The 18,159-nt window shown below is 65.8% G+C and carries 21 protein-coding genes; 13 read left to right on the top strand and 8 right to left on the bottom strand.

The features are described 5' to 3' along the window. Positions 1-22: 22 nt before the first annotated feature. Positions 23-715, top strand: coding sequence for an RluA family pseudouridine synthase (locus tag GOQ09_RS18600; RefSeq protein ID WP_157614864.1), 693 nt, complete (start codon positions 23-25; stop codon positions 713-715). Here the strand turns inward: GOQ09_RS18600 and GOQ09_RS18605 are convergent. The 5 genes from GOQ09_RS18605 to egtB form a co-directional block, all read right to left on the bottom strand. Further along, a complete protein-coding gene (locus tag GOQ09_RS18605; RefSeq protein ID WP_015866434.1) occupies positions 699-1,142 on the bottom strand; it encodes a universal stress protein in 444 nt (147 codons plus the stop codon). The genes GOQ09_RS18600 and GOQ09_RS18605 overlap by 17 nt on opposite strands. Positions 1,143-1,251: 109 nt before the next feature. After that, a complete protein-coding gene (locus GOQ09_RS18610; RefSeq protein WP_157614865.1) occupies positions 1,252-2,001 on the bottom strand; it encodes a 2OG-Fe dioxygenase family protein in 750 nt (249 codons plus the stop codon). Then, the gene (locus tag GOQ09_RS18615) at positions 1,998-2,282 is read right to left on the bottom strand and encodes a DUF427 domain-containing protein (RefSeq protein ID WP_015866436.1); all 285 of its coding nucleotides are present in this window, start codon (positions 2,280-2,282) and stop codon (positions 1,998-2,000) included. Before GOQ09_RS18615 ends, GOQ09_RS18610 begins: the two co-directional genes overlap by 4 nt. A gap of 683 nt (positions 2,283-2,965) precedes the next feature. Continuing rightward, positions 2,966-3,985, bottom strand: coding sequence for an L-histidine N(alpha)-methyltransferase (egtD, locus tag GOQ09_RS18620; protein ID WP_126746174.1), 1,020 nt, complete (start codon positions 3,983-3,985; stop codon positions 2,966-2,968). Between the two features lie 3 nt (positions 3,986-3,988). After that, a complete protein-coding gene (egtB, locus tag GOQ09_RS18625) occupies positions 3,989-5,245 on the bottom strand; it encodes an ergothioneine biosynthesis protein EgtB (protein ID WP_157614866.1) in 1,257 nt (418 codons plus the stop codon). Positions 5,246-5,411: 166 nt separating this feature from the next. Here egtB and GOQ09_RS18630 point away from each other — a divergent pair, with 166 nt between their 5' ends. Continuing rightward, complete coding sequence (locus GOQ09_RS18630) at positions 5,412-6,758, top strand: NAD(P)/FAD-dependent oxidoreductase (RefSeq protein ID WP_157614867.1); 1,347 nt, start codon at positions 5,412-5,414, stop codon at positions 6,756-6,758. A 29-nt stretch (positions 6,759-6,787) separates the two neighbouring features. Then, positions 6,788-7,039 (top strand): hypothetical protein, encoded by a 252-nt coding sequence (locus GOQ09_RS18635; RefSeq protein WP_157614868.1) that lies wholly within the window; start codon positions 6,788-6,790, stop codon positions 7,037-7,039. A 31-nt stretch (positions 7,040-7,070) separates the two neighbouring features. On the opposite strand, the gene GOQ09_RS18640 is transcribed toward GOQ09_RS18635, so the two are convergent. Continuing rightward, entirely contained in the window at positions 7,071-7,607 is a 537-nt protein-coding gene (locus tag GOQ09_RS18640) for a thermonuclease family protein (RefSeq protein ID WP_157614869.1), read from the bottom strand. Between the two features lie 82 nt (positions 7,608-7,689). Next, on the bottom strand, positions 7,690-9,390 hold the full coding sequence (locus GOQ09_RS18645; RefSeq protein ID WP_157614870.1) for a long-chain fatty acid--CoA ligase: 1,701 nt from the start codon (positions 9,388-9,390) through the stop codon (positions 7,690-7,692). Positions 9,391-9,625: 235 nt separating this feature from the next. On the opposite strand from GOQ09_RS18645, the gene GOQ09_RS18650 reads away from it, so the two are divergent. From GOQ09_RS18650 to GOQ09_RS18680, 7 genes are all read left to right on the top strand, one after another. Beyond that, complete coding sequence (locus GOQ09_RS18650; protein ID WP_126746180.1) at positions 9,626-10,066, top strand: OsmC family protein; 441 nt, start codon at positions 9,626-9,628, stop codon at positions 10,064-10,066. Between the two features lie 44 nt (positions 10,067-10,110). Beyond that, positions 10,111-11,088, top strand: a complete 978-nt coding sequence (locus tag GOQ09_RS18655; protein ID WP_157614871.1) for a Bug family tripartite tricarboxylate transporter substrate binding protein — start codon at positions 10,111-10,113, stop codon at positions 11,086-11,088. A gap of 423 nt (positions 11,089-11,511) precedes the next feature. Further along, positions 11,512-12,282: a GntR family transcriptional regulator gene (locus GOQ09_RS18660; protein WP_157614872.1), complete on the top strand. Its 771-nt coding sequence runs from the start codon at positions 11,512-11,514 to the stop codon at positions 12,280-12,282. After that, a complete protein-coding gene (locus tag GOQ09_RS18665; protein WP_157614873.1) occupies positions 12,279-13,079 on the top strand; it encodes a transporter substrate-binding domain-containing protein in 801 nt (266 codons plus the stop codon). The genes GOQ09_RS18660 and GOQ09_RS18665 overlap by 4 nt, the downstream gene beginning before the upstream one ends. 38 nt (positions 13,080-13,117) lie before the next feature. Then, entirely contained in the window at positions 13,118-13,774 is a 657-nt protein-coding gene (locus GOQ09_RS18670) for an amino acid ABC transporter permease (protein ID WP_157614874.1), read from the top strand. Between the two features lie 17 nt (positions 13,775-13,791). Beyond that, positions 13,792-14,445 (top strand): amino acid ABC transporter permease, encoded by a 654-nt coding sequence (locus GOQ09_RS18675; protein ID WP_157614875.1) that lies wholly within the window; start codon positions 13,792-13,794, stop codon positions 14,443-14,445. Then, positions 14,429-15,196, top strand: a complete 768-nt coding sequence (locus GOQ09_RS18680; RefSeq protein ID WP_157614876.1) for an amino acid ABC transporter ATP-binding protein — start codon at positions 14,429-14,431, stop codon at positions 15,194-15,196. Before GOQ09_RS18675 ends, GOQ09_RS18680 begins: the two co-directional genes overlap by 17 nt. A gap of 24 nt (positions 15,197-15,220) precedes the next feature. On the opposite strand, the gene GOQ09_RS18685 is transcribed toward GOQ09_RS18680, so the two are convergent. Further along, positions 15,221-16,183 carry a DUF72 domain-containing protein gene (locus tag GOQ09_RS18685; RefSeq protein ID WP_157614877.1) on the bottom strand — a complete coding sequence of 321 codons (963 nt, stop codon included), beginning with the start codon at positions 16,181-16,183 and terminating at the stop codon, positions 15,221-15,223. A 165-nt stretch (positions 16,184-16,348) separates the two neighbouring features. Between GOQ09_RS18685 and GOQ09_RS18690 the strand changes: the two genes are divergently transcribed. Genes GOQ09_RS18690 through GOQ09_RS18700 form a run of 3 tightly spaced genes read left to right on the top strand, consistent with a single transcriptional unit; the run spans position 16,349 to position 18,155 of the window. Further along, positions 16,349-16,891, top strand: coding sequence for a DUF1439 domain-containing protein (locus GOQ09_RS18690; protein ID WP_242630881.1), 543 nt, complete (start codon positions 16,349-16,351; stop codon positions 16,889-16,891). Then, entirely contained in the window at positions 16,888-17,880 is a 993-nt protein-coding gene (locus tag GOQ09_RS18695) for a glycerophosphodiester phosphodiesterase (protein ID WP_157614879.1), read from the top strand. The genes GOQ09_RS18690 and GOQ09_RS18695 overlap by 4 nt, the downstream gene beginning before the upstream one ends. Further along, positions 17,877-18,155 carry a hypothetical protein gene (locus GOQ09_RS18700; protein ID WP_157614880.1) on the top strand — a complete coding sequence of 93 codons (279 nt, stop codon included), beginning with the start codon at positions 17,877-17,879 and terminating at the stop codon, positions 18,153-18,155. Before GOQ09_RS18695 ends, GOQ09_RS18700 begins: the two co-directional genes overlap by 4 nt. Positions 18,156-18,159: the final 4 nt, after the last annotated feature.

The raw sequence follows: 18,159 nt of genomic DNA on the forward strand, positions 1-18,159 counted from the left end.
CTCTCTACACTCTGCCGCATCCATGCCCGACACCGACCTTCTTATCGACCTCGTTCACGAAGACGCCCACCTGCTGGTGCTGAACAAGCCTGCGGGCCTGCTTTGCGTGCCCGGACGCGGCGAAGACAAGCAGGACTGCCTGAGCGCGCGCGCCATGCAGCGGTGGCCCGATGCGCTGATCGTTCACCGGCTCGATATGGCGACCAGCGGGCTCGTGCTGATGGCGCGCGGCGCCGCCATGCAGCGGGCGCTCGGCGATGCGTTTGCCAACCGGGTGGTGCACAAGCGCTACGAGGCCATCGTCGATGGCGCCATGCCGGTGCGCGATGAATGGTCCGTTATCGATGCGCCGCTGATGGCCGATTGGCCGCGGCGCCCGTTGCAGAAGGTAGACCCTGCGGGCAAGCCGAGCGTCACGCGCTGGCGGGCGCTTTCTTCAACAGCCGATGGAGAAACTGCGGCAACGCATGTGCTGCTGGAGCCCCTCACGGGCCGCTCGCATCAGCTGCGCGTGCATCTGCTGTCTATTGGCCATCCGATCCTGGGCGATGCGCTCTATGGCAGTGCCGAGGTCCAGGCGCGCGCCCCGCGCCTGCTGCTGCATGCGAGCGAGCTGGGCTTCGCGCATCCTGCAACGCAGCAGATGCTTCGCTTTCAGAGCCAGCCGGATTTCGCCCTTCTTTCTTCTTCTCTTTTTTCTACAGCCCGCCCTTGACCACGAGCACCGGCATGGGTGCGTCCTGGAGCACACGCTGGGTCACGCTGCCGAGCAGCAGCTTCTCGATGCCGCTGCGGCCATGCGAGCCCATCACGATCAGGTCGGCGGCAATGGCAATGGCCGTGTCGACGATGCCTTCGTGCACCACATGGCCGTCGATCACGCGCTGGTCGCTGTGCAGGCCTTCGGCCGCAAGCGCGGCCACGCCGCGTGCGAGCGCCGCGTTCGCGCTTGCAGTGGCCGCGGCAAGGTATTCGTTCTGGCCGAGCGCGTAGTCCGCGCCCACGCCGATGAAGGGATAGTTGTCGATCACGTGGATCAACGTGATGCGGCTTCCGAACGCCAGCGCCAGGCCGCTGGCCTTGCTGACCGCGAGCATGGAAGTTTCGGAGCCGTCGATCGGAACCAGGATGTGATTGAACATGGCGGACCTCACTTTCGTTCGTTCGCAGACAGGCGCGGCTCGCAATCGAACCGGGCCTCCAATTTAACCCCTCGGCCGGGGCGTGACTGTAGGACTCAAGCCAGCGGGGTCAATCCCCCTGGAAACCCTGAGCGCGGCAGGTGACGACGAGGGTATCGCGCCAGCCGGCGGTCCCCTCTTCGGTCGGCTGGATGGGCGTGGACTCGTGGATCACGCGTGCGTCGTCGAGCAGCAGCAGCGTCCACGGCTCGGTCATGGTGAACCGCTCGCCGCGCCTTCCGTTGGCTTCGAACACGCGCGTTTCGCCGCCCTTGATTCCGCTGCGCCCCACCAGTGCGACCGCCACCAGGTCGACACCGTCGCGGTGCGCGCCTTCGGGCGTGGGCCGGCCGATGCCTCCTGCGGTGTCGATGCGGAACTGGTGCGCCTCGACAAACCACGGTTGCGCTGCGGTATCGCGCATGCCGCTTGCCGCTTCGCCCAGCCGCTGCAGCAGGCGCTTCCATACCGGCTGCACTACCGTGGCCTCGCGCATGGGCGCAAACCAGCGCTGCATGCCGCCGTGCAGCGCGTTGTATTCGACCGGTTGCCAGTGCGCACGATGCGGCACCTGCGCAATCGCCTCGCCTTCGACCGTGAAACACGCGTGGCGCCGCGTGCGGTAGCGGCCGCCGTCTTTCAGGTATTCATCCGGTGGAAGGTCGTTCCAGTCGGCGTGCAGTGCTTCGAGTTGATCGAGCGGCACGCCGAGCCAGTCGCTCACGCCCTGCGGGCTGAGCACCGCATAACCCTGTTCGCGCAGCGCGGGCAGCAGTTCGCCCGGCTGGATGAACGGCGGTGCGAATGCAGCGTTGGTCACGACGCGGTGACCTTCACGTCCTTCCAGAACGCGACGCGATCACGGATTTCTTCGGCTTCGGGCTTGGGATCTGCGTAGTACCAGGCGGCATCGGTGTGGAGCTCGCCGTTGACCAGCAGCGAGTAGTAGCTGGCCGTGCCCTTCCAGGGGCAGGTGGTCTTGTGGTTGCTGAAGGTGACGTGGTCGCGGTTGAGCGAGCTCATCGGGAAATAGTGGTTACCTTCGACGAGCACGGTATCGTCGCTTTCGGCGATGGTGACGCCGTTCCAGGTTGCTTTCATGTGTTGCTCTCCACGGGGAAGGGATATTGTGCCCTCTGCCTTTGGCGTGTTTTTTGTCCGGGTACTTGGGGCTCTGTTTGCTTCCCGAGGCCGGGTCTCGCCCCGGCGGGCGACTCACTTTCTTTGCTTCGCCAAAGAAAGTAAGCAAAGAAAGGCGACCCCTACTGTCTGCGTCCCTGCGCTTCGCTGCGGGAAACCTGCGGTGCTCGACTCCGGCGGGGGTCCGCAGAACTCGCTTCGCTCAGACACCTGCGGCCCTGATCCCACCTCCATCTGCGCTCCTCGGCGCATACAGAAGGGGTGGGAGCGGGCAGCCTTCGCTATCGCTCGGCTCCAACAGCCAACCCCAACTGCCAACATTCAACTCGATGCCAACCACTGCAGCGCGCAGCGCCGCAGTGGCCCGGTGCCGAGCGAAGCAAAGGCCCGTTCGGTTTCCAAGCCCCTCTGTATGCGCCGAGGAGCGGAGGGTTTCGCGGATCAGGGCCGCAGCTGTTTGAGCGAAGCGAGTTCTGCGGACCCCGCGAAACACGAGCACCGCAGGTTGCCCCGTAGCGAAGCGCAGGGGTCGCAGACAGTGGGGTCGCCTTTTCTTTGCTTACTTTCTTTTGGCGAAGCAAAAGAAAGTGAGTCCGCCGCCGGGCGGAATCCCGGCCTCGGAACTCAAAAAACAAAAAGAAAAATCACGCCCCCAGCCAATGCACACTAAAAAGCCTCTCAGGATCCGTCCAAACCGCCAGCGGCCGAAATCCCGCCTTCACAGCCAGCGCCCGCAGTCCATCCACAGTGAACTTGTGCGAGTACTCGGTATGAATCGTCTCCCCTTCCTCGAACCCGAACCGCTCACCGTGCAGTGAAACAGCCTGGTCCCGGCGGCTCACCAAGTGCATCTCGATCCGCTGCCGAGGCGCGTTGTAGAACGCCGAATGCGCAAAGCCATCCAGATCAAAGTCGGCATCGAGCTCGGCATTGGCGCGTCGCAGCAAATTCAAGTTGAACGCAGCCGTCACCCCTTGCGCATCGTTGTACGCCGCATGCAACCGAGCCGGATCCTTCACCAGATCGACGCCGATCAGCAGCCCGCCCCCTCGCAGCATCCGCGCCGCAAGCTGCAGAAAAGCCAGCGCCTCCTCCGGCTCGAAATTTCCGATCGTCGAGCCCGGAAAAAACCCCACGCGTTTGCCCGCACCGGGCATCGGCGCCGGCAGCACCAGCGGCATGGTGTAGTCCGCCGCAATCGGCTGCACCACCAGTTCGGGATAGTCGGCCTTCAGCCGTGCGGCGGCGGCCTGCAGGTGTTCGCCCGAAATGTCGATGGGCAGGTAGCGCTTGGGCGCCTCGAGCGCATCCAGCAGCAGCCGCACCTTGGTCAGGGAGCCGGCACCGAACTCCACGATCTCGGCACCGGGGCCGATCTGCTCGGCGATCTCCCCGGCGCATTCGCCGAGGATGCGCAGCTCGGTTCGCGTCGGGTAGTACTCGGGCAACTCGCAGATGCGGTCGAACAGCTGCGAACCGGCCGCGTCGTAGAAGAACTTGGGTGAAATGCTGCGCGGCTTGCGTGCAAGGCCCGCCAGCATCGCGCGGCCGAATTCGCAAAGCGGCTCGCTCGTTGCCGCTGCGGCGGTGGCCGGCGCCGCAGGCTTGCGCTGCTGTTGTGCGGCGGCGAACGAGAAGGAGGACGAGGATGTTGGATTGCGCATGATTCAGACGTCTTTCGCGAGCCGTAGCCCCGAGAACTGCCAGCGCGCCGCCGGCGGAAAAAAGTTGCGGTAGCTGGGCCGCGTGTGCCCAGCCGGGGTGGCCACGCTGCCACCGCGCAACACCAATTGCCCCACCATGAACTTGCCGTTGTATTCGGCGGCAATGCCGGGCATGGGCCTGAAGCCGGGATACGGGTCGTACGAAGAACGCGTCCACTGCCAGACGTGGCCCGTCATCTGCAAGATGCCTGGCGCGTCGAAGGCGGCCTCCCATTCGAACTCGGTGGGCAGCCGCGCGCCGGCCCATTCGGCATACGCGGCGGCTTCATAGAAGCTCAACTGCGAGACGGGCGCATCGGCTTCCATGGGCCGCACGCCGTGCAGGCCGAACACCTGCCAGCCGCCCTGGTGCTGCTGCGGGCCGAGCCGCGGATCGTCGGGCGGGAGCCAGTAGGCCGGATGCTGCCACCCCTGCGCCTGCACCGCGGCCCAGCCGTCGGAAAGCCAGAGTTCGGGCCGCTTGTAGCCGCCATCGGCAATGAACTGGGCGTAGTCGCCGCAGTTCACCAGCCGGTCGGCAATGGCATAGGGCTGCAGCAGCGCGGCGTGGCGCGGGGTTTCGTTGTCGAAGGCAAAACCCAGCTGCGGCCCTTCATGGCCGACCTGGACCACCCCGCCCGCCTGCGGCAGCCAGCGCATGGCCGGCGGAACCGCGGCCAGCCGCAATGCGGGGCCTGCCGCCGGCTTGTAAGCGGGCAGCAGCGGGTTGCATGACAGGGCATGAAGAATGTCGGTGAGCAGCAGTTCCTGGTGCTGTTGCTCGTGATGGAGGCCCAGCGTGACGATGGGCTCGATGGCGGCCCAGTCCTGCTCGTCGATGTCGCGGTCGAGCAAGGCGAGCACCGCCTCGTCGACGTGGCTGCGATAGGCCTGCACCTCGTCCACCGAAGGTCGCGTGAGCAGCCCCCGCTGCGGCCGCGGGTGGCGCGGGCCGAGCGCCTCGTAGTACGAGTTGAAGAGATAGTGAAAGCGCACGTCGAAGGGCCGGTAGCCCGCGACGTGAGGCTGGAGCAGCACGGTCTCGAAAAACCACGTGGTGTGCGCGAGATGCCACTTGGTCGGGCTAGCGTCAGGCATCGACTGGATGCACTGGTCTTCGGCGGAGAGCGGCGCGGCGAGCGCCAGGCTGGCAGCTCGCACTTCGCGGAACTTGTCGCGCAATGCGCTCGCCGCCTGGGGGATCGGCCGGGAAAGCGTCATGGAGTCTCCAGTCGGGTCAACCGCTCGTTGTAGCCGATTCGTATTGCCGCGGCACGTAGGACAAGTTCTCGCCCTGGCTCTCTTGCGGGTGGGCGCCAAATCGGTGGGGGAGCCACTTTGGCACAAGACGCGCCGGCGTGCATGGCGGCTGCGTATCATCCGTTCGATGCAAACGAACAACGCCTCCACCCGCCCCCACGTCGTCATCGTCGGTTGCGGATTCGGCGGGCTCGAAGCTGCCCGCAGGCTCGACAGCGCCGACGTGGACGTGACGGTGATCGAAAAAACCAATCACCACCTGTTCCAGCCCCTGCTCTACCAGGTGGCAACCGCCGGGCTGGCCGCACCGTCGATTGCGGCGCCGGTGCGCACCCTGTTTCGCAAGCAGCCGCGCATCACCACGCTGCTCGGCGAAGTGAGCGCCATCGACGCGGCGGGCCGGGCGGTTCAGCTGACCAACGGCAGCCGGGTGAGCTACGACCACCTGATCGTCGCGGCCGGAGCCACCCACAGCTACTTCGGCCATGACGAATGGGCGCCCCTCGCGCCCGGCCTCAAGACGCTGGCCGACGCATTCGAGATCCGCCGCCGGGTGCTGATGTCGTTCGAGGCGGCCGAAACCGCCACCGATCCGCAGCGCCGCCGCGCGCTGCTGACCTTCGTGGTGATCGGTGCCGGGCCGACCGGCGTCGAAATGGCCGGCACCCTGGCCGAAATTGCCAAACACACGCTTTCCGGGGAGTTCCGCCACATCGATCCGGGCAGCGCGCAGGTGCTGCTGGTCGAAGGCGGCCCGCGCGTACTGCAGGCAATGCCCGAGAGCCTGAGCCAGAAAGCGCTGGAGCAGCTTGAAAAACTCGGCGTCGAGGTGCGGCTCAATGCGCGCGTGACCGCCATCGACGGCAACGGACTCGAAGTGCAGTCAGGCGGCGGCGCGGACGGCGCGCCGGGCACCAGCTACCGCATCGAGAGCAGTTGCGTGGTGTGGGCGGCCGGCGTTGCGGCCTCGCCGCTCGGCCGCATGCTGGGCGAAGCGACCGGCGCCGAATGCGACCGCGCGGGCCGCATCAAGGTCGAGCCCGACCTGAGCCTGGCCGGCCACCCTGAAATCAGCGTGGTCGGTGACCTTGCGGCCGCCATGAGCTACGCGCCCGGCAAGCCGCCCAAGCCCGTGCCGGGCGTGTCGCCCGGTGCCAAGCAGATGGGCCGCGCCGCCGCCTCGAACATTCTTCGCCGCATTGCCGGCACGCCCACAGTGCCCTTTCGCTACCGCGACTACGGCAACCTGGCGACCATCGGCCGCAACTCGGCAGTGGTCGACCTGGGCACGCCCTTCGGTCCGCTGCGCTTCAGCGGGCGGCTTGCATGGCTCTTCTGGCTGTTCGCGCACGCGTATTTCCTCATCGGCTTTCGCAACCGCATCGTCGTGATGATGGACTGGGCCAGCGCCTACTGGAGCTTCCAGCGCAACGCGCGCGTGGTGGCGGACGTGCAGGGCAAGAGCGAGTCGTAGCCGCAAACCCCCGCGAGGGCCCGCCTGACATGTCATTGCCCCTGTGGATTGCCGTGCATGCGCTCGACGCGGTGTTCTGGCTGTGGGTCTTGCGCTGGGGCGGCGCGGCATGGCTCGAAGGCACTTTTGCCTCGGGCTTTCTGGTCAGCATCTTCGCGCCGCGCTGGAGCGCCGAGGGCCTGCGCATGTTTGCCCTTTTGATGCTGGTCGTATGCGCAATCAGCTTTCTCGCGGGCGTTTTCGTGCCCTCTCTGCGCTGCTTTTATGGGGGCGCCTGCTGAGGCGCTGTTCTTGCGTCCGCTCTCGAACAGCTCAGAACAGAAAGTCGTTCGACGATGCGTTCTCGCGCTGGCGCCGCCGCCAATCCCACGGCGCTGTCGGCTTGGCGCCGGCCCACAGCCCCAGGCGTTGCGCACGGGCGCTCTCCTGCAGCTTGAACAGGCCGCCGCCGCGCCGAGTGGCGATGCCGTTGAAGTCGTACACCCATGCCCACCCTTCGGCCACCATCCTCGTTCCGGCGTCCTGCCCGTCGCAGTTCACGTCGGCCACCGTGCGGCCGTAGCGGTCGATGTCGCGTTCGGTGATCACGGCCTGCTCGAAGTAGCACAGGCGGCTCAACGCCTGCCTGCTGCGCTGTCCGTAGGGCTGGGCCCGTTCCGGTGCGTCGATCGCGGCAATGCGCACCTTCACTTCCTCGTAGGAGCCAAAGCGCCCGCAGCGGGCGGTGAGTGTGTCGCCGTCGCTGATGCCTACGACGAGGCAGGTTCGCGGCGGGGCCGCATGCGATGACTGGGGCGAAAGCAGGGGCAGGAGCGCGAGGCAAACGGCGGCAAGCGAACGCAAACGCATGGAGCAGAGAGAATGAACGTGGCAGCAAAAGCCACGGATTCTCGTTGCGAACTGCCCCAACCTCGCGGGCACGAACCCGCTGTTACGCAGCAGTCTCGTTCTCGTCTTCCTGCAGCAGCCGCCACATCACCTTGCCGCTGCCGCTCTTGGGCAGCGCGTCGACGAACTGCACCTTGCGCGGAATCTTGTAGACGGCCATGTTCTCGCGGCACCAGTCGATGATTTCCTGCTCGGTGGTGTTCTTGTGCGTGGCGCGCAGCACCACCACGGCCTTGACCGATTCGCCGCGGTAGTTGTCCCTGGTGGAGATGACGCAGGCCTCCTGGATGGCGGGGTGGCGGAACATCAGCAGCTCGACCTCGGCGGGCCACACCTTGAAGCCGCTCGCGTTGATCATGCGCTTGAGCCGGTCGGTGATGAAGAAATACCCGTCCTCGTCCATGCGCCCCATGTCGCCCGAGCGGAAGAAGCGCTTGCCCTCGAATTCGACAAATGCGGCCTTCGTCGCGTCAGGCCGTTTCCAGTAGCCCTGGAACACCTCGGGGCCGTGGATGATGATCTCGCCCGATTCGCCGATGGGCATTTCGGCCAGCGTGTCGGGGTCGACCACGCGCGCGTCGGTGCTCATGAAGGGAATGCCCAGGCACTGCTGCTTGGGATGGTCCGACGGATTGGTGTGCGACGGCGCCGCGGTTTCGGTGAGACCGTAGCCCTCCTGGTACTTGAGGCCATATTGTTCGAACAGGCGCTGCGCCACCGCCTGCGGCATGGCGGCGCCGCCGCCGCCGATGTGCGTGATGCTCGACAGGTCGTAGCTCGCGAAGTTCGGGCTGGCCATCAGGTCGATCACCATGGTCGGGATATTGGTCCAGCTGGTCACCTTCCAGCGCGAGATGAGCCGGCCGGCCACGTCGCGGTCCCAGCGCGGCATGATGACCAGCGTGCCCGCCGCAAGGATGGAGGTGTGCATCATGCTCACCACGCCGGTAATGTGAAACATGGGCACCACAGCCAGCACCACCGCTTCGGAGGTGGCCTGGCCCCAGAGCTGGCCGGCCACCGCGTTGTGCATGAGGCTGGAATGGTGGTGCACGCATCCCTTGGGAAGGCCGGTGGTGCCGCTGGTGTAGGGCAGCAGTGCCATGTCGTCGGCGCCCACCACATGCTCGGGGGCGGCATGGCCGGCTGCCAGCGCATCGGTCCAGGCCATTGCCTTGCCTTGCGCCAGTTCGGGCAACGGATGCCGCGTGGTGAGCCATTCTTTCCATGCCGGCGCGGGCGCGTCGTCGCCGCTTGCGTCGGCGTCGAAGGCATCGGTGAACTGGGTCACGATGAGGTGGTCGAGCTGCTGCTCCGGCGGCAGCGCGTTGCTGGCCTTGGCCAGCTCGCCGGCCAGGTCGCCGGTGGTGATGGCCACCTTCGCATCGGGGTCGACGATGTAGTGCTTGAGTTCTTCGGCCCGGTTCATCGGGTTGACCGGCACCACCACGGCGTTGGCGCGCAGGATCGCGAAATGGGCGATCACGAGCTGCGGGCAGTTCTGCATGTTCAGCACCACGCGGTCGCCGCGCTCCACGCCCAAGGCATGCAACGTGCCCGCCAGCCGTTCGACCTGATCGGCGAATTCGCGGTAGCTCATCACCCGGCCGAAGAACACGAGCGCGGCCTTGTCGGGGTAACGCGCGGCCGAGGTCGCAAGGTTGTGCCACAGCGAGGTAGCGGGAACGGTGATCGAATGCGGAAGGCGCTTGGGCCAGAACTTGTGGTGCGGGCGTTGTTGCATGGTCAAGGCAGGCGAACAAAGGAGGGAAAGGAAAAAGGCAGCCCGCAGCCTAAGCCGCCCCGGCCGCGCATCCCATCGGGGAAGCCCCCGGAGCGTCACCTTGGTGACGCCCATTCTTCTCACTTCTTCTCACTTTGGATAGATCGCGCATGCGCCGTGCGACTACAGACACGGCGGGCTTTTCGCGCGATACCTGTCGGTCCCTCCATCCACCCACCGCAAAGAAGGAACCCTCATGGCAGCAGACAAGCACGCAAGCGTTCACTGGGAAGGCGCCGGCAAGACAGGCAAGGGCCAGATCAGCACCGAAACCGGCGCCCTCAAGGACTACCCCTACGGCTTCGCGAGCCGCTTCGAGGACGACAAGCGCGGCACCAATCCCGAGGAGATCGTGGGCGCGGCCCACGCGGCCTGCTTCACGATGGCCTTTGCCTTCGCGCTCGAGAAAGAAGGCTTCACGGCCACCAAGGTCGACACCAGGGCCGCGGTGCGGCTGGCCAAGGACGGCGAAGGCTTCAAGATCGACCGCATCGCGCTCGAGCTCGACGCCACCGTACCGAACCTGGAAGAAGCCAAGTTCCAGCAGATCGCAGCCGCCGCCAAGGCGGGCTGCCCGCTGTCGAAGGCGCTGGCCAGCGTGCCGGAGATCACGTTGAAGGCGACGCTCGCAGGCTAGTGCTGCTGCTTATGATCGTCTCCACTAAAACAAGGAGACGATCCATGGCCCATCCGGTCCGCACCGCAATCCTGGCGGCTTTTTCAATCGCGTCGTTCAGCGCGGCCGCCCCCGCCCTGGCCGCCTATCCCGACAAGCCGATCAAGGTGGTCATCGGCTTTCCGGCCGGTGGCCCGCTGGACCAGCATGCGCGCCTGTTGACCGACAAGCTGCAGGCCGTGCTGGGCCAGCCACTGATCGTCGACTACAAGCCCGGGGCGGGCGGATCGGTGGGCGCCGACGCGGTGGCCAAGAGCCCGGCCGATGGCTACACGCTCATGCTGGCCAATACCGGCGTGGCGGTGATCAACGGCGCGCTCTACAGCAAGCTGCCCTACAACACACAGCGCGACTTCGTGCCCATTGCCCGCACGGCGATGCAGCCGCTGGCCTTGCTGGTCACGCCCAAGCTGCCGGTGCAAAACCTCAAGCAGTTCGTCGACTACGCCAAGGCGCGGCCCGGGCAAGTCAACTACGGCTCGGCAGGCAATGGCGGCATCAGCCATCTGGTGCCAGAGATGTTCAAGACAGCGACGGGCATCTTCATGGTGCACATTCCGTACCGCGGTAGCGCCCCGGCATTTGCGGACCTGATGGGCGGGCAGGTGCAGTTCATGGCCGAATCGATTCCGCAGGCCGCCAACTATCACAAGCAGGGCAAGGTCCGCGCCCTGGCCGTGACCAGCCGCGAGCGCAACCCGGCCCTGCCCGACGTACCGACGGTCATCGAATCGGGGGTCAAGGGCTTCGAGGTGGTGGGCTTCTACGGCTTCTTCGCCCCGAAGGACACGCCCAAGGACGTGGTCGCCAGGTTGAGCGATGCATTCAAGCAGGTGCTGACCAGCGCAGAGGTGCGCGACCGCATGGTGAGCCAGGGGGCGGACCCGGCCTATCTGGGCAGCGACGACTTCGCGCGCTTTCTTGCCACCGAGACGCCGCGCTGGGACAAGGCGGTGAAGGCTTCGGGCGCTCGGATGGATTGATTTGCTGGCGGTTTTGGTGCCGTCGTTCAGGGCACGTGCAAAGGCAACCGGGTACTCCCCTCCGCGAATGTCCCCCGGGGCTGCGCCCCTCCTCCTTTATTTCGCTGCGCGGAGCACCCGATGCCCTGTGCACCAGGGCACGCTACTGGTGTTCCGCAGATCAACCACGGCTCTGCCCAACGCACCCGCTGATGGGGTGCCTTGCGCAGCGAAATAAAGGAGGAGGCCGCAGGCCGGGGGACATTCGCGGAGAAAGGTACCCCGTCGGCGGGTGCGCGCCCTGAACAGCGGCGCCACAAAAAACGAGCGCCCAACCAAGCCTCGTAAATCAAGCGCCATGCACCACCGGCATGCAGCGCAAACCCATTTCGGTGCACATATCTTGCATACCAGTTGGCACAAAAGCTGCTGGTATGCAGACCAATGTCTACATCCGCATCCGAAATCAGTGCACGCATCGTCGAAGCGGTGATGGCGCAGAAGCTTGCGCCGGGTTCGCGCCTGGGCGAACAGCAGTTGGCCATGCTCTTCGATTGCAGCCGCACCATAGTGCGCGAAGCCCTCACCCGCCTGGCAGCGCGCGGCATCGTGACGGTGAGCGCACGGCGCGGCTGGTTCGTTATCGAGCCTTCGCAGGAAGAAGCGCGCGAAGCCTTCGAGGCACGCCGCGTCATCGAGCTTGGCCTGATCCGCAGTACGGGCAGCACTGGCAAGATCGACAAGGCCGCGCTGCGCCAGCTGAAGGCGCATCTTCAGCGTGAAAAGGCGGCGCTGAAGGAAAGCGACGTCGGCAACCGCAGCTTTCTTCTGGGCGACTTTCATGTGTGCCTGGCCGAATGCCTGGGCAACACGCTGCTGGCCGACACGCTGCGCGACTTCACCGCGCGCACCACGCTCATCGCCATGCTCTACCAAAGCACGCACGACGCGGTGCAGTCGTGCGAAGACCATGTGCAGATCGTTGCCGCACTCGAACGGGGCGACCACGCCGCCGCCGAAGCGCTGATGGCCGCGCACATAGGCACCGTGCAGTCCGCGCTGCGCGTGCAGGCGCCGACCGACCCGCTTGCGCAACTGCGCGACGCGCTGGCACCGCTGCAGCAGAACACCGCGGCCAAGCCAAGGCGGCGCAAGGCGGCCGCGTCTTCTCCCAATGATCCCGATTCTTCGACTTACCTAGGAGCCCTGCTATGACTTTCTCTTCGTCCAAACGCCACCTCGCGCTTGCGCTTGCTTCCGTTGCCATGCTGGCCGCAGCCGGCACCGCCCAAGCCCAGAACGCCCTGGACAACGTGCTGAAGGCCAAGACCATCAAGATCGCTGTGCCGACGGACTATCCGCCGTACGGCTCGGTCGACAAGAACATGAAGCCCCAGGGCCTGGACGTTGAAATGGCCGAGCTCATTGCCGCCAAGCTGGGCGTGAAGGTCGAGCTGGTGCCCGTGACCAGCGCCAACCGCATTCCCTACCTGCAGACCCGCAAGGCCGACCTCGTGATTTCCACGCTCGGCAAGAACGCCGAGCGCGAGAAGGTCATCGAGTTCTCTTCCGCCTACGCCCCGTTCTTCCAGGCCGTGTATGCGGCCAAGAGCATGAAGCTCACCAGCTTTGCCGACATGGCTGGCAAGACCGTGGCCGTGACGCGCGGTGCAATGGAAGACCAGGAACTGAACAAGGTGGCGCCGCCGAATGTCGACTACCGCCGCTTCGAGGACAACAACGCGACCATCGCCGCCTTCGTGGCCGGCCAGACGCACACCCTTGCAACCAGCGCGGCCGTGGCGGGCGACATGCTCGCCAAGAACCCGAAGGTGAGCGCTGAATTCAAGCTGCTGCTGAAAGACAGCCCCTGCTTCATCGGCGTTGCCAAGGGCGAAACCGCATTGAAGACCAAGGTCAACGAGATCATTGCCGCCGCCAAGAAGGACGGCACGCTGGACACCATGTCCAAGAAGTGGCTGGGCAAGGCAGCCGGCGACCTGCCCGTCTGATCGCCCGCTGACCTCTCACGAGTAAAGAAGGCGCGGCCATGGAATTCGACTTCGGTGCAGTTCTTGTCGATTGGCGGCTGCTCGCCAAGGGGGTGGCCTGGACGGTGGGCCTCACGGCCATTGCCACCCTCATCGGCATGGCCGTGGGCGTGGCCTGCGCCTGGGCGCGCGCCAGCGGGCCTGCGTGGCTTCGCTGGCTGGTCGGCAGCTATGTGGAGCTGATCCGCAACACGCCCTTCATCGTGCAGCTGTTCTTCATCTTCTTCGGGCTGCCCGCGGCGGGCGTCAAGCTCACGCCGGAGACGGCCTCCGTGATTGCGATGGTGCTGAACCTTGGCGCCTACGCCACCGAAATCATTCGCGCCGGCATCGAGGCCACGCCCAAGGGGCAGATCGAAGCGGCCGTGAGCCTGGCGCTCAACAAGGTGCAAGTGTTCACCCGCGTGATCCTGCCGCCGGCGCTCAAGAAGGTATGGCCCGCCATGGTGAGCCAGATCATCATCGTGATGCTGGGCTCCGCGGTGTGCGGACAGATTTCCACCGAAGAGCTGAGCTACGCGGCCAACCTCATCCAGAGCCGGAACTTCCGCGCATTCGAGGCCTTCATCGTCGCCACGCTGGTGTACCTGGCGTTGGCCGTGAGCCTGCGCCGGTTGCTCAACTGGGCCGGGCCAAAGTTCTTCTTCGGCCGCTGAAAGAAGAGAGAAACCACATGGTCGATTTTTCTCTCTGGGACATCCTGCGCAACCTGCTCATGGCGCTGCGCTGGACTGTCGTGTTGTCGCTTATCGCGTTCATCGGCGGCGGACTGGTGGGCGGCCTGCTGCTGTTCCTGCGCTTGCGCGGGGGCAGCATCATGAACCGCGCCGTCGGCTTGTACGTGCAGCTTTTCCAGGGCACGCCGCTGCTCATGCAGCTGTTTCTCGCCTACTTCGGCATTGCGCTGTTCGGTGTCGACGTGTCTGCGTGGACCGCGGCGAGCGTGGCGCTCACCCTCTACACCAGCGCCTTTCTCACTGAAATATGGCGCGGCTGCGTGGCCTCCATTCCCAAGGGCCAGTGGGAGGCCTCGGGCAGCCTGGCGCTGAGCTTTGCCGAGCAGATGCGCCACGTCATCCTGCCGCAAGCCGTAAAGATCGCCATTGCGCCGACGGTGGGCTTTCTGGTGCAGGTGATCAAGGGCACGGCGCTCGCCTCGGTGATCGGCTTCGTCGAACTCACCAAGGCCGGCAGCATGATTTCGAACGCCACCTTCCAGCCCTTTGTGGTGTTCAGCTGCGTGGCGCTGCTTTACTTTGTGCTGTGCTTCCCGGTAAGCCTGTACGCCAAGAACCTCGAGAGGAAATCCCATGGCCGCCGTGCTTGAAACCCAGACTTCCGCCGCGCCGATCGTGCGCGTGACCGCGCTGCGCAAATCGTACGGTGCCAACGAAGTGCTCAAGGGCATCGACCTTGAAGTGAAGCGCGGCGAGGTCATCGCCATCATCGGCAAGAGCGGCTCGGGCAAGAGCACGCTGCTGCGCTGCATCAACGGGCTCGAGGTGTTCCAGGAAGGCTCGCTCACGGTCGACGGCAAGCCCTTGCTGCACGAGAGCGCCATGGCCATGCGCGAGCTGCGCCAGCGTGTGGGCATGATCTTCCAGAGCTTCAACCTGTTTCCGCACCTCACCGTCGGCAAGAACGTGATGCTTGCGCCCACGCTGGTGAAAAAGCGCAGCAGCATGGAAGCGGCCTCGCAAGCGCGCAAGCTGCTCGACCGCGTGGGCCTGGGCGAAAAGTTCGACGCCATGCCCGACCAGCTTTCGGGCGGCCAGCAGCAGCGCGTGGCCATTGCACGCGCGCTGGCGATGGAGCCGGCTGTGTTGCTGTGCGACGAAATCACTTCCGCGCTCGACCCCGAGCTGGTCGGCGACGTGCTGCGCGTGGTGGAGTCGCTGGCCGATGAAGGAATGACGCTCCTGATGGTCACGCACGAGATGAGCTTTGCGCGCAAGGTGAGCGACCGCCTGATCTTCATGCACCAGGGCCGCGTGCACGAGATGGGGCCGCCGGCGGAGCTGTTCGGCAACCCGCAGACGCCCGAGCTGAAGCAGTTTCTCTCGTCGCTGCACGACTAAGGCGACTGAGGCGGAAAGCTGTCGCTACTTGCGGACCCGCGCCTTCGTACGCTTGCCCACGACCATTCCAGGCGGCGGACCAAAGTTGTCGTCGGGTCCGATGCCGGTCTCCACGCCGAGCCGGGCCGCCAGGTGCGCGGCATCGTACGGTGCATGCACCTTCACGTCGTTGTCGAAGTAGCAGTACACGTCGCGCCCCTTCTTGCGTGACAGCAGGCGCGAGGGTTCGGCCAGCCTTGCGTCCTTGACCTGCCGCCCGTTGCGCCAGGCATCGATGCGCTCGGCCCAGCGGTCGAGCGCGTCGTCGCTGTAGCCGCTCGCGTAGAGCTCCTTGTCGCCGTGCAGCCGCAGGTAGACGAAGTCGGCGCAAAGGTCTTCGAGCAGGGGCCAGCGCCCCGCGGTGTCGGCGACCACCAGCGCAACGCCGTGCCGGCGCAGCATTGCAATGAAGCCTGGGTTCTCGAAGCTCGCATGCCGCACCTCGATCGCATGCCGGATCTGCAGCTTCGAGGGCACCTTCAGAAACGCGCGGTCGTCGTCCAGCTTTTCGTTGTGTTGCCGCGCCAGCGCAAGGGCAGACCGGCCGCCCCGCGGCAAGAGCGCCAGAAACTCCTCGAGCCGATCGGCGTTGTAGACGAAGGACGGCGGCAATTGCCACAGAATCGGCCCCAGCTTGGCCCGCAGCGCAAACACGCCCGAGGCAAAGAAGTTGGCCAGCGCGGTACGCGGCTCCTTGAGCCTCAGGTTGTGCGTGATGTAGCGCGGCCCCTTCACCGCAAAAACAAAATCGTCGGGCGTTGCGTCGTGCCACGCCTGGTACGACACGGGGCGCTGCAGCGAATAGAACGAGCCGTTGATCTCGATGGTGGGCAGCATGCGCGAGGCAAAGTCGAGCTCGAGGCGCTGCGCCAGGCCTTTCGGGTAAAAACGGCCTCGCCATGGCGCATAGCGCCAGCCAGAAATTCCGATTCGCGTCGCGCCCTGCATCGTTGGTTTTTTCCGGTGAGGCCTTGAACGTGTCTCGCACGGAGTGGCCCCGGCGTAGGAAATTTGCCTGTTCGCGTAGCAGCGCGGGGAACGGAACCATGCAGGCTGTGGCAAGCTCGCAGGAGTATGGAAATCCGCCCCCTGCCCTACACTTCCCGCCGCTGGATGCTGCGCGCGCTCCTGGGCGCCGCAGCCCTGCAGTCGCCGCTCTCGGCGCTGGCCGGCTTCAACTTCTTTACCAACGAGTACACCGCAACCCGCGATGAGCTGCAAGCGCAGATCGCCAAGCGCTTTCCGGTGGCCGAGCGCTATGCCGAAATCTTCATGGTCGGCCTGCGCGACCCGCAGCTGGGCCTGGACGCACGCGGCAACCGCGCAGCCATCACGGCCACGCTGACCATTGCGAGCCCCCTGCTGGCCACATCGCCGGTGCAGGGCGTGGTCTCGGTCAGCAGCGCGCTGCGCTACGACGCCGCCACGCGCGCGCTGCGGCTCGACCAGCCCAAGGCCGAACGGCTCGAACTGCAAGGCGTGGAAGGCCGCGATGCGGAGCGGCTGCAAAAGATAGGCGCGGTGGTCGCGCAAGAACTGCTGCAGGGCCAGGTGCTGCGCAGCTTTACCGCGGACGAGCTCACGGTCGGACGCAAGACCTACGAGATCGGCGACATCACGGTTCAGGACGACGGCATCAAGGTACAGCTGAAATGAAAATCCCACTGCTTGCCGCCGCATTGCTCATTGCGAGCTGCGCGGCCATTCTTCCCACGGCCAAGCAGCACTTCGACCTGCAGGCCCACCGGGGTGGACGCGGCCTTGCGCCCGAGAACACCCTGGCGGCGTTCTCCAAGGCCATCGACCTGGGCGTGACCACGCTCGAACTCGACATCGGACTCACGGCCGACGGCGTGGTCGTCATCTCGCACGACACCGCGCTCAATGCCGACCACACGCGCGACGCGAACGGTGCATGGCTTGCATCGAAGACGGGCCCGGCCGTTCGTTCGCTGACGCTGGCGCAGCTTCAGAGCTACGACGTGGGCCGGCTCAACCCCACGAGCAACTATGGCAAGCAGTTCGCGCTGCAGCAGCCGCGCGACGGCGAGCGCATTCCCACGCTGGCGGCCCTGTTCGACCACGTGCGCGCACGCGGCGCGAGTGCAGCCACGGTCCGCTTCAATATCGAAACGAAGATCGACCCGACCAGGCCCGACGACACCGCCGCACCCGAGCCGATGGTGCGCGCCCTGCTGGCAGAAATCGACAAGGCGCAGATGGGCGGCCGGGTGACGATCCAGAGCTTCGACTGGCGCACGCTGGCGCTGGTCGGCCAGCTTGCGCCTCAACTGCCGCGGGCTTACTTGAGCTCCCCGCGCACGCTCAAGGACAGCCGCTGGACGGCCGGCCTCAACGCGGCCGACTTCGCTTCGACGCCACAGCTGGTCAAGGCCGCCGCGGGCAAGCCCGGCGCGCCGGTGGCCTGGTCACCGGCCTATGCCGACCTGACGCCGGCAGCCATCAAGGAAGCGCAGAAGCTCGGCTTCAAGGTGCTGCCCTGGACCGTGAACCAGCGTGCCGACATGCTGCGGCTGATGGAATGGGGCGTGGACGGCATCATTACCGACTACCCCGATGTGCTGCGCGACCTGATGCGCGAGCGCGGCCTTTCGCTGCCGCCGCCCGGAAAGGCCGGCACATGAGCGCCGCAGCGCAACTCGACGCCATCGCCGCGCGCATCGACGCACTGCGCAACGGCCGCGGCGAATCGATCACCGCACTCTCGAACGAAGCACGCGCAAGCAGCGAGCTGCTCGGGGCATTGCCGCCGCGCTATGGCGAGGTGCTGCTGAACCTGCTCGACCGGCTGGAGTCGAGCGCGCTGTTCAGCGAAGAGAGTTGTTCCTTCAGCCAGAAAGACCTGCTCGACAACCTGCAGGTGTGGGTCGACAAAGCCCGTGCGCAACTCGCGTCTTGAGGAG

Source organism: Variovorax paradoxus, from assembly GCF_009755665.1.
In the GTDB taxonomy this organism is placed as follows: Bacteria; Pseudomonadota; Gammaproteobacteria; order Burkholderiales; family Burkholderiaceae_C; genus Variovorax; species Variovorax paradoxus_G.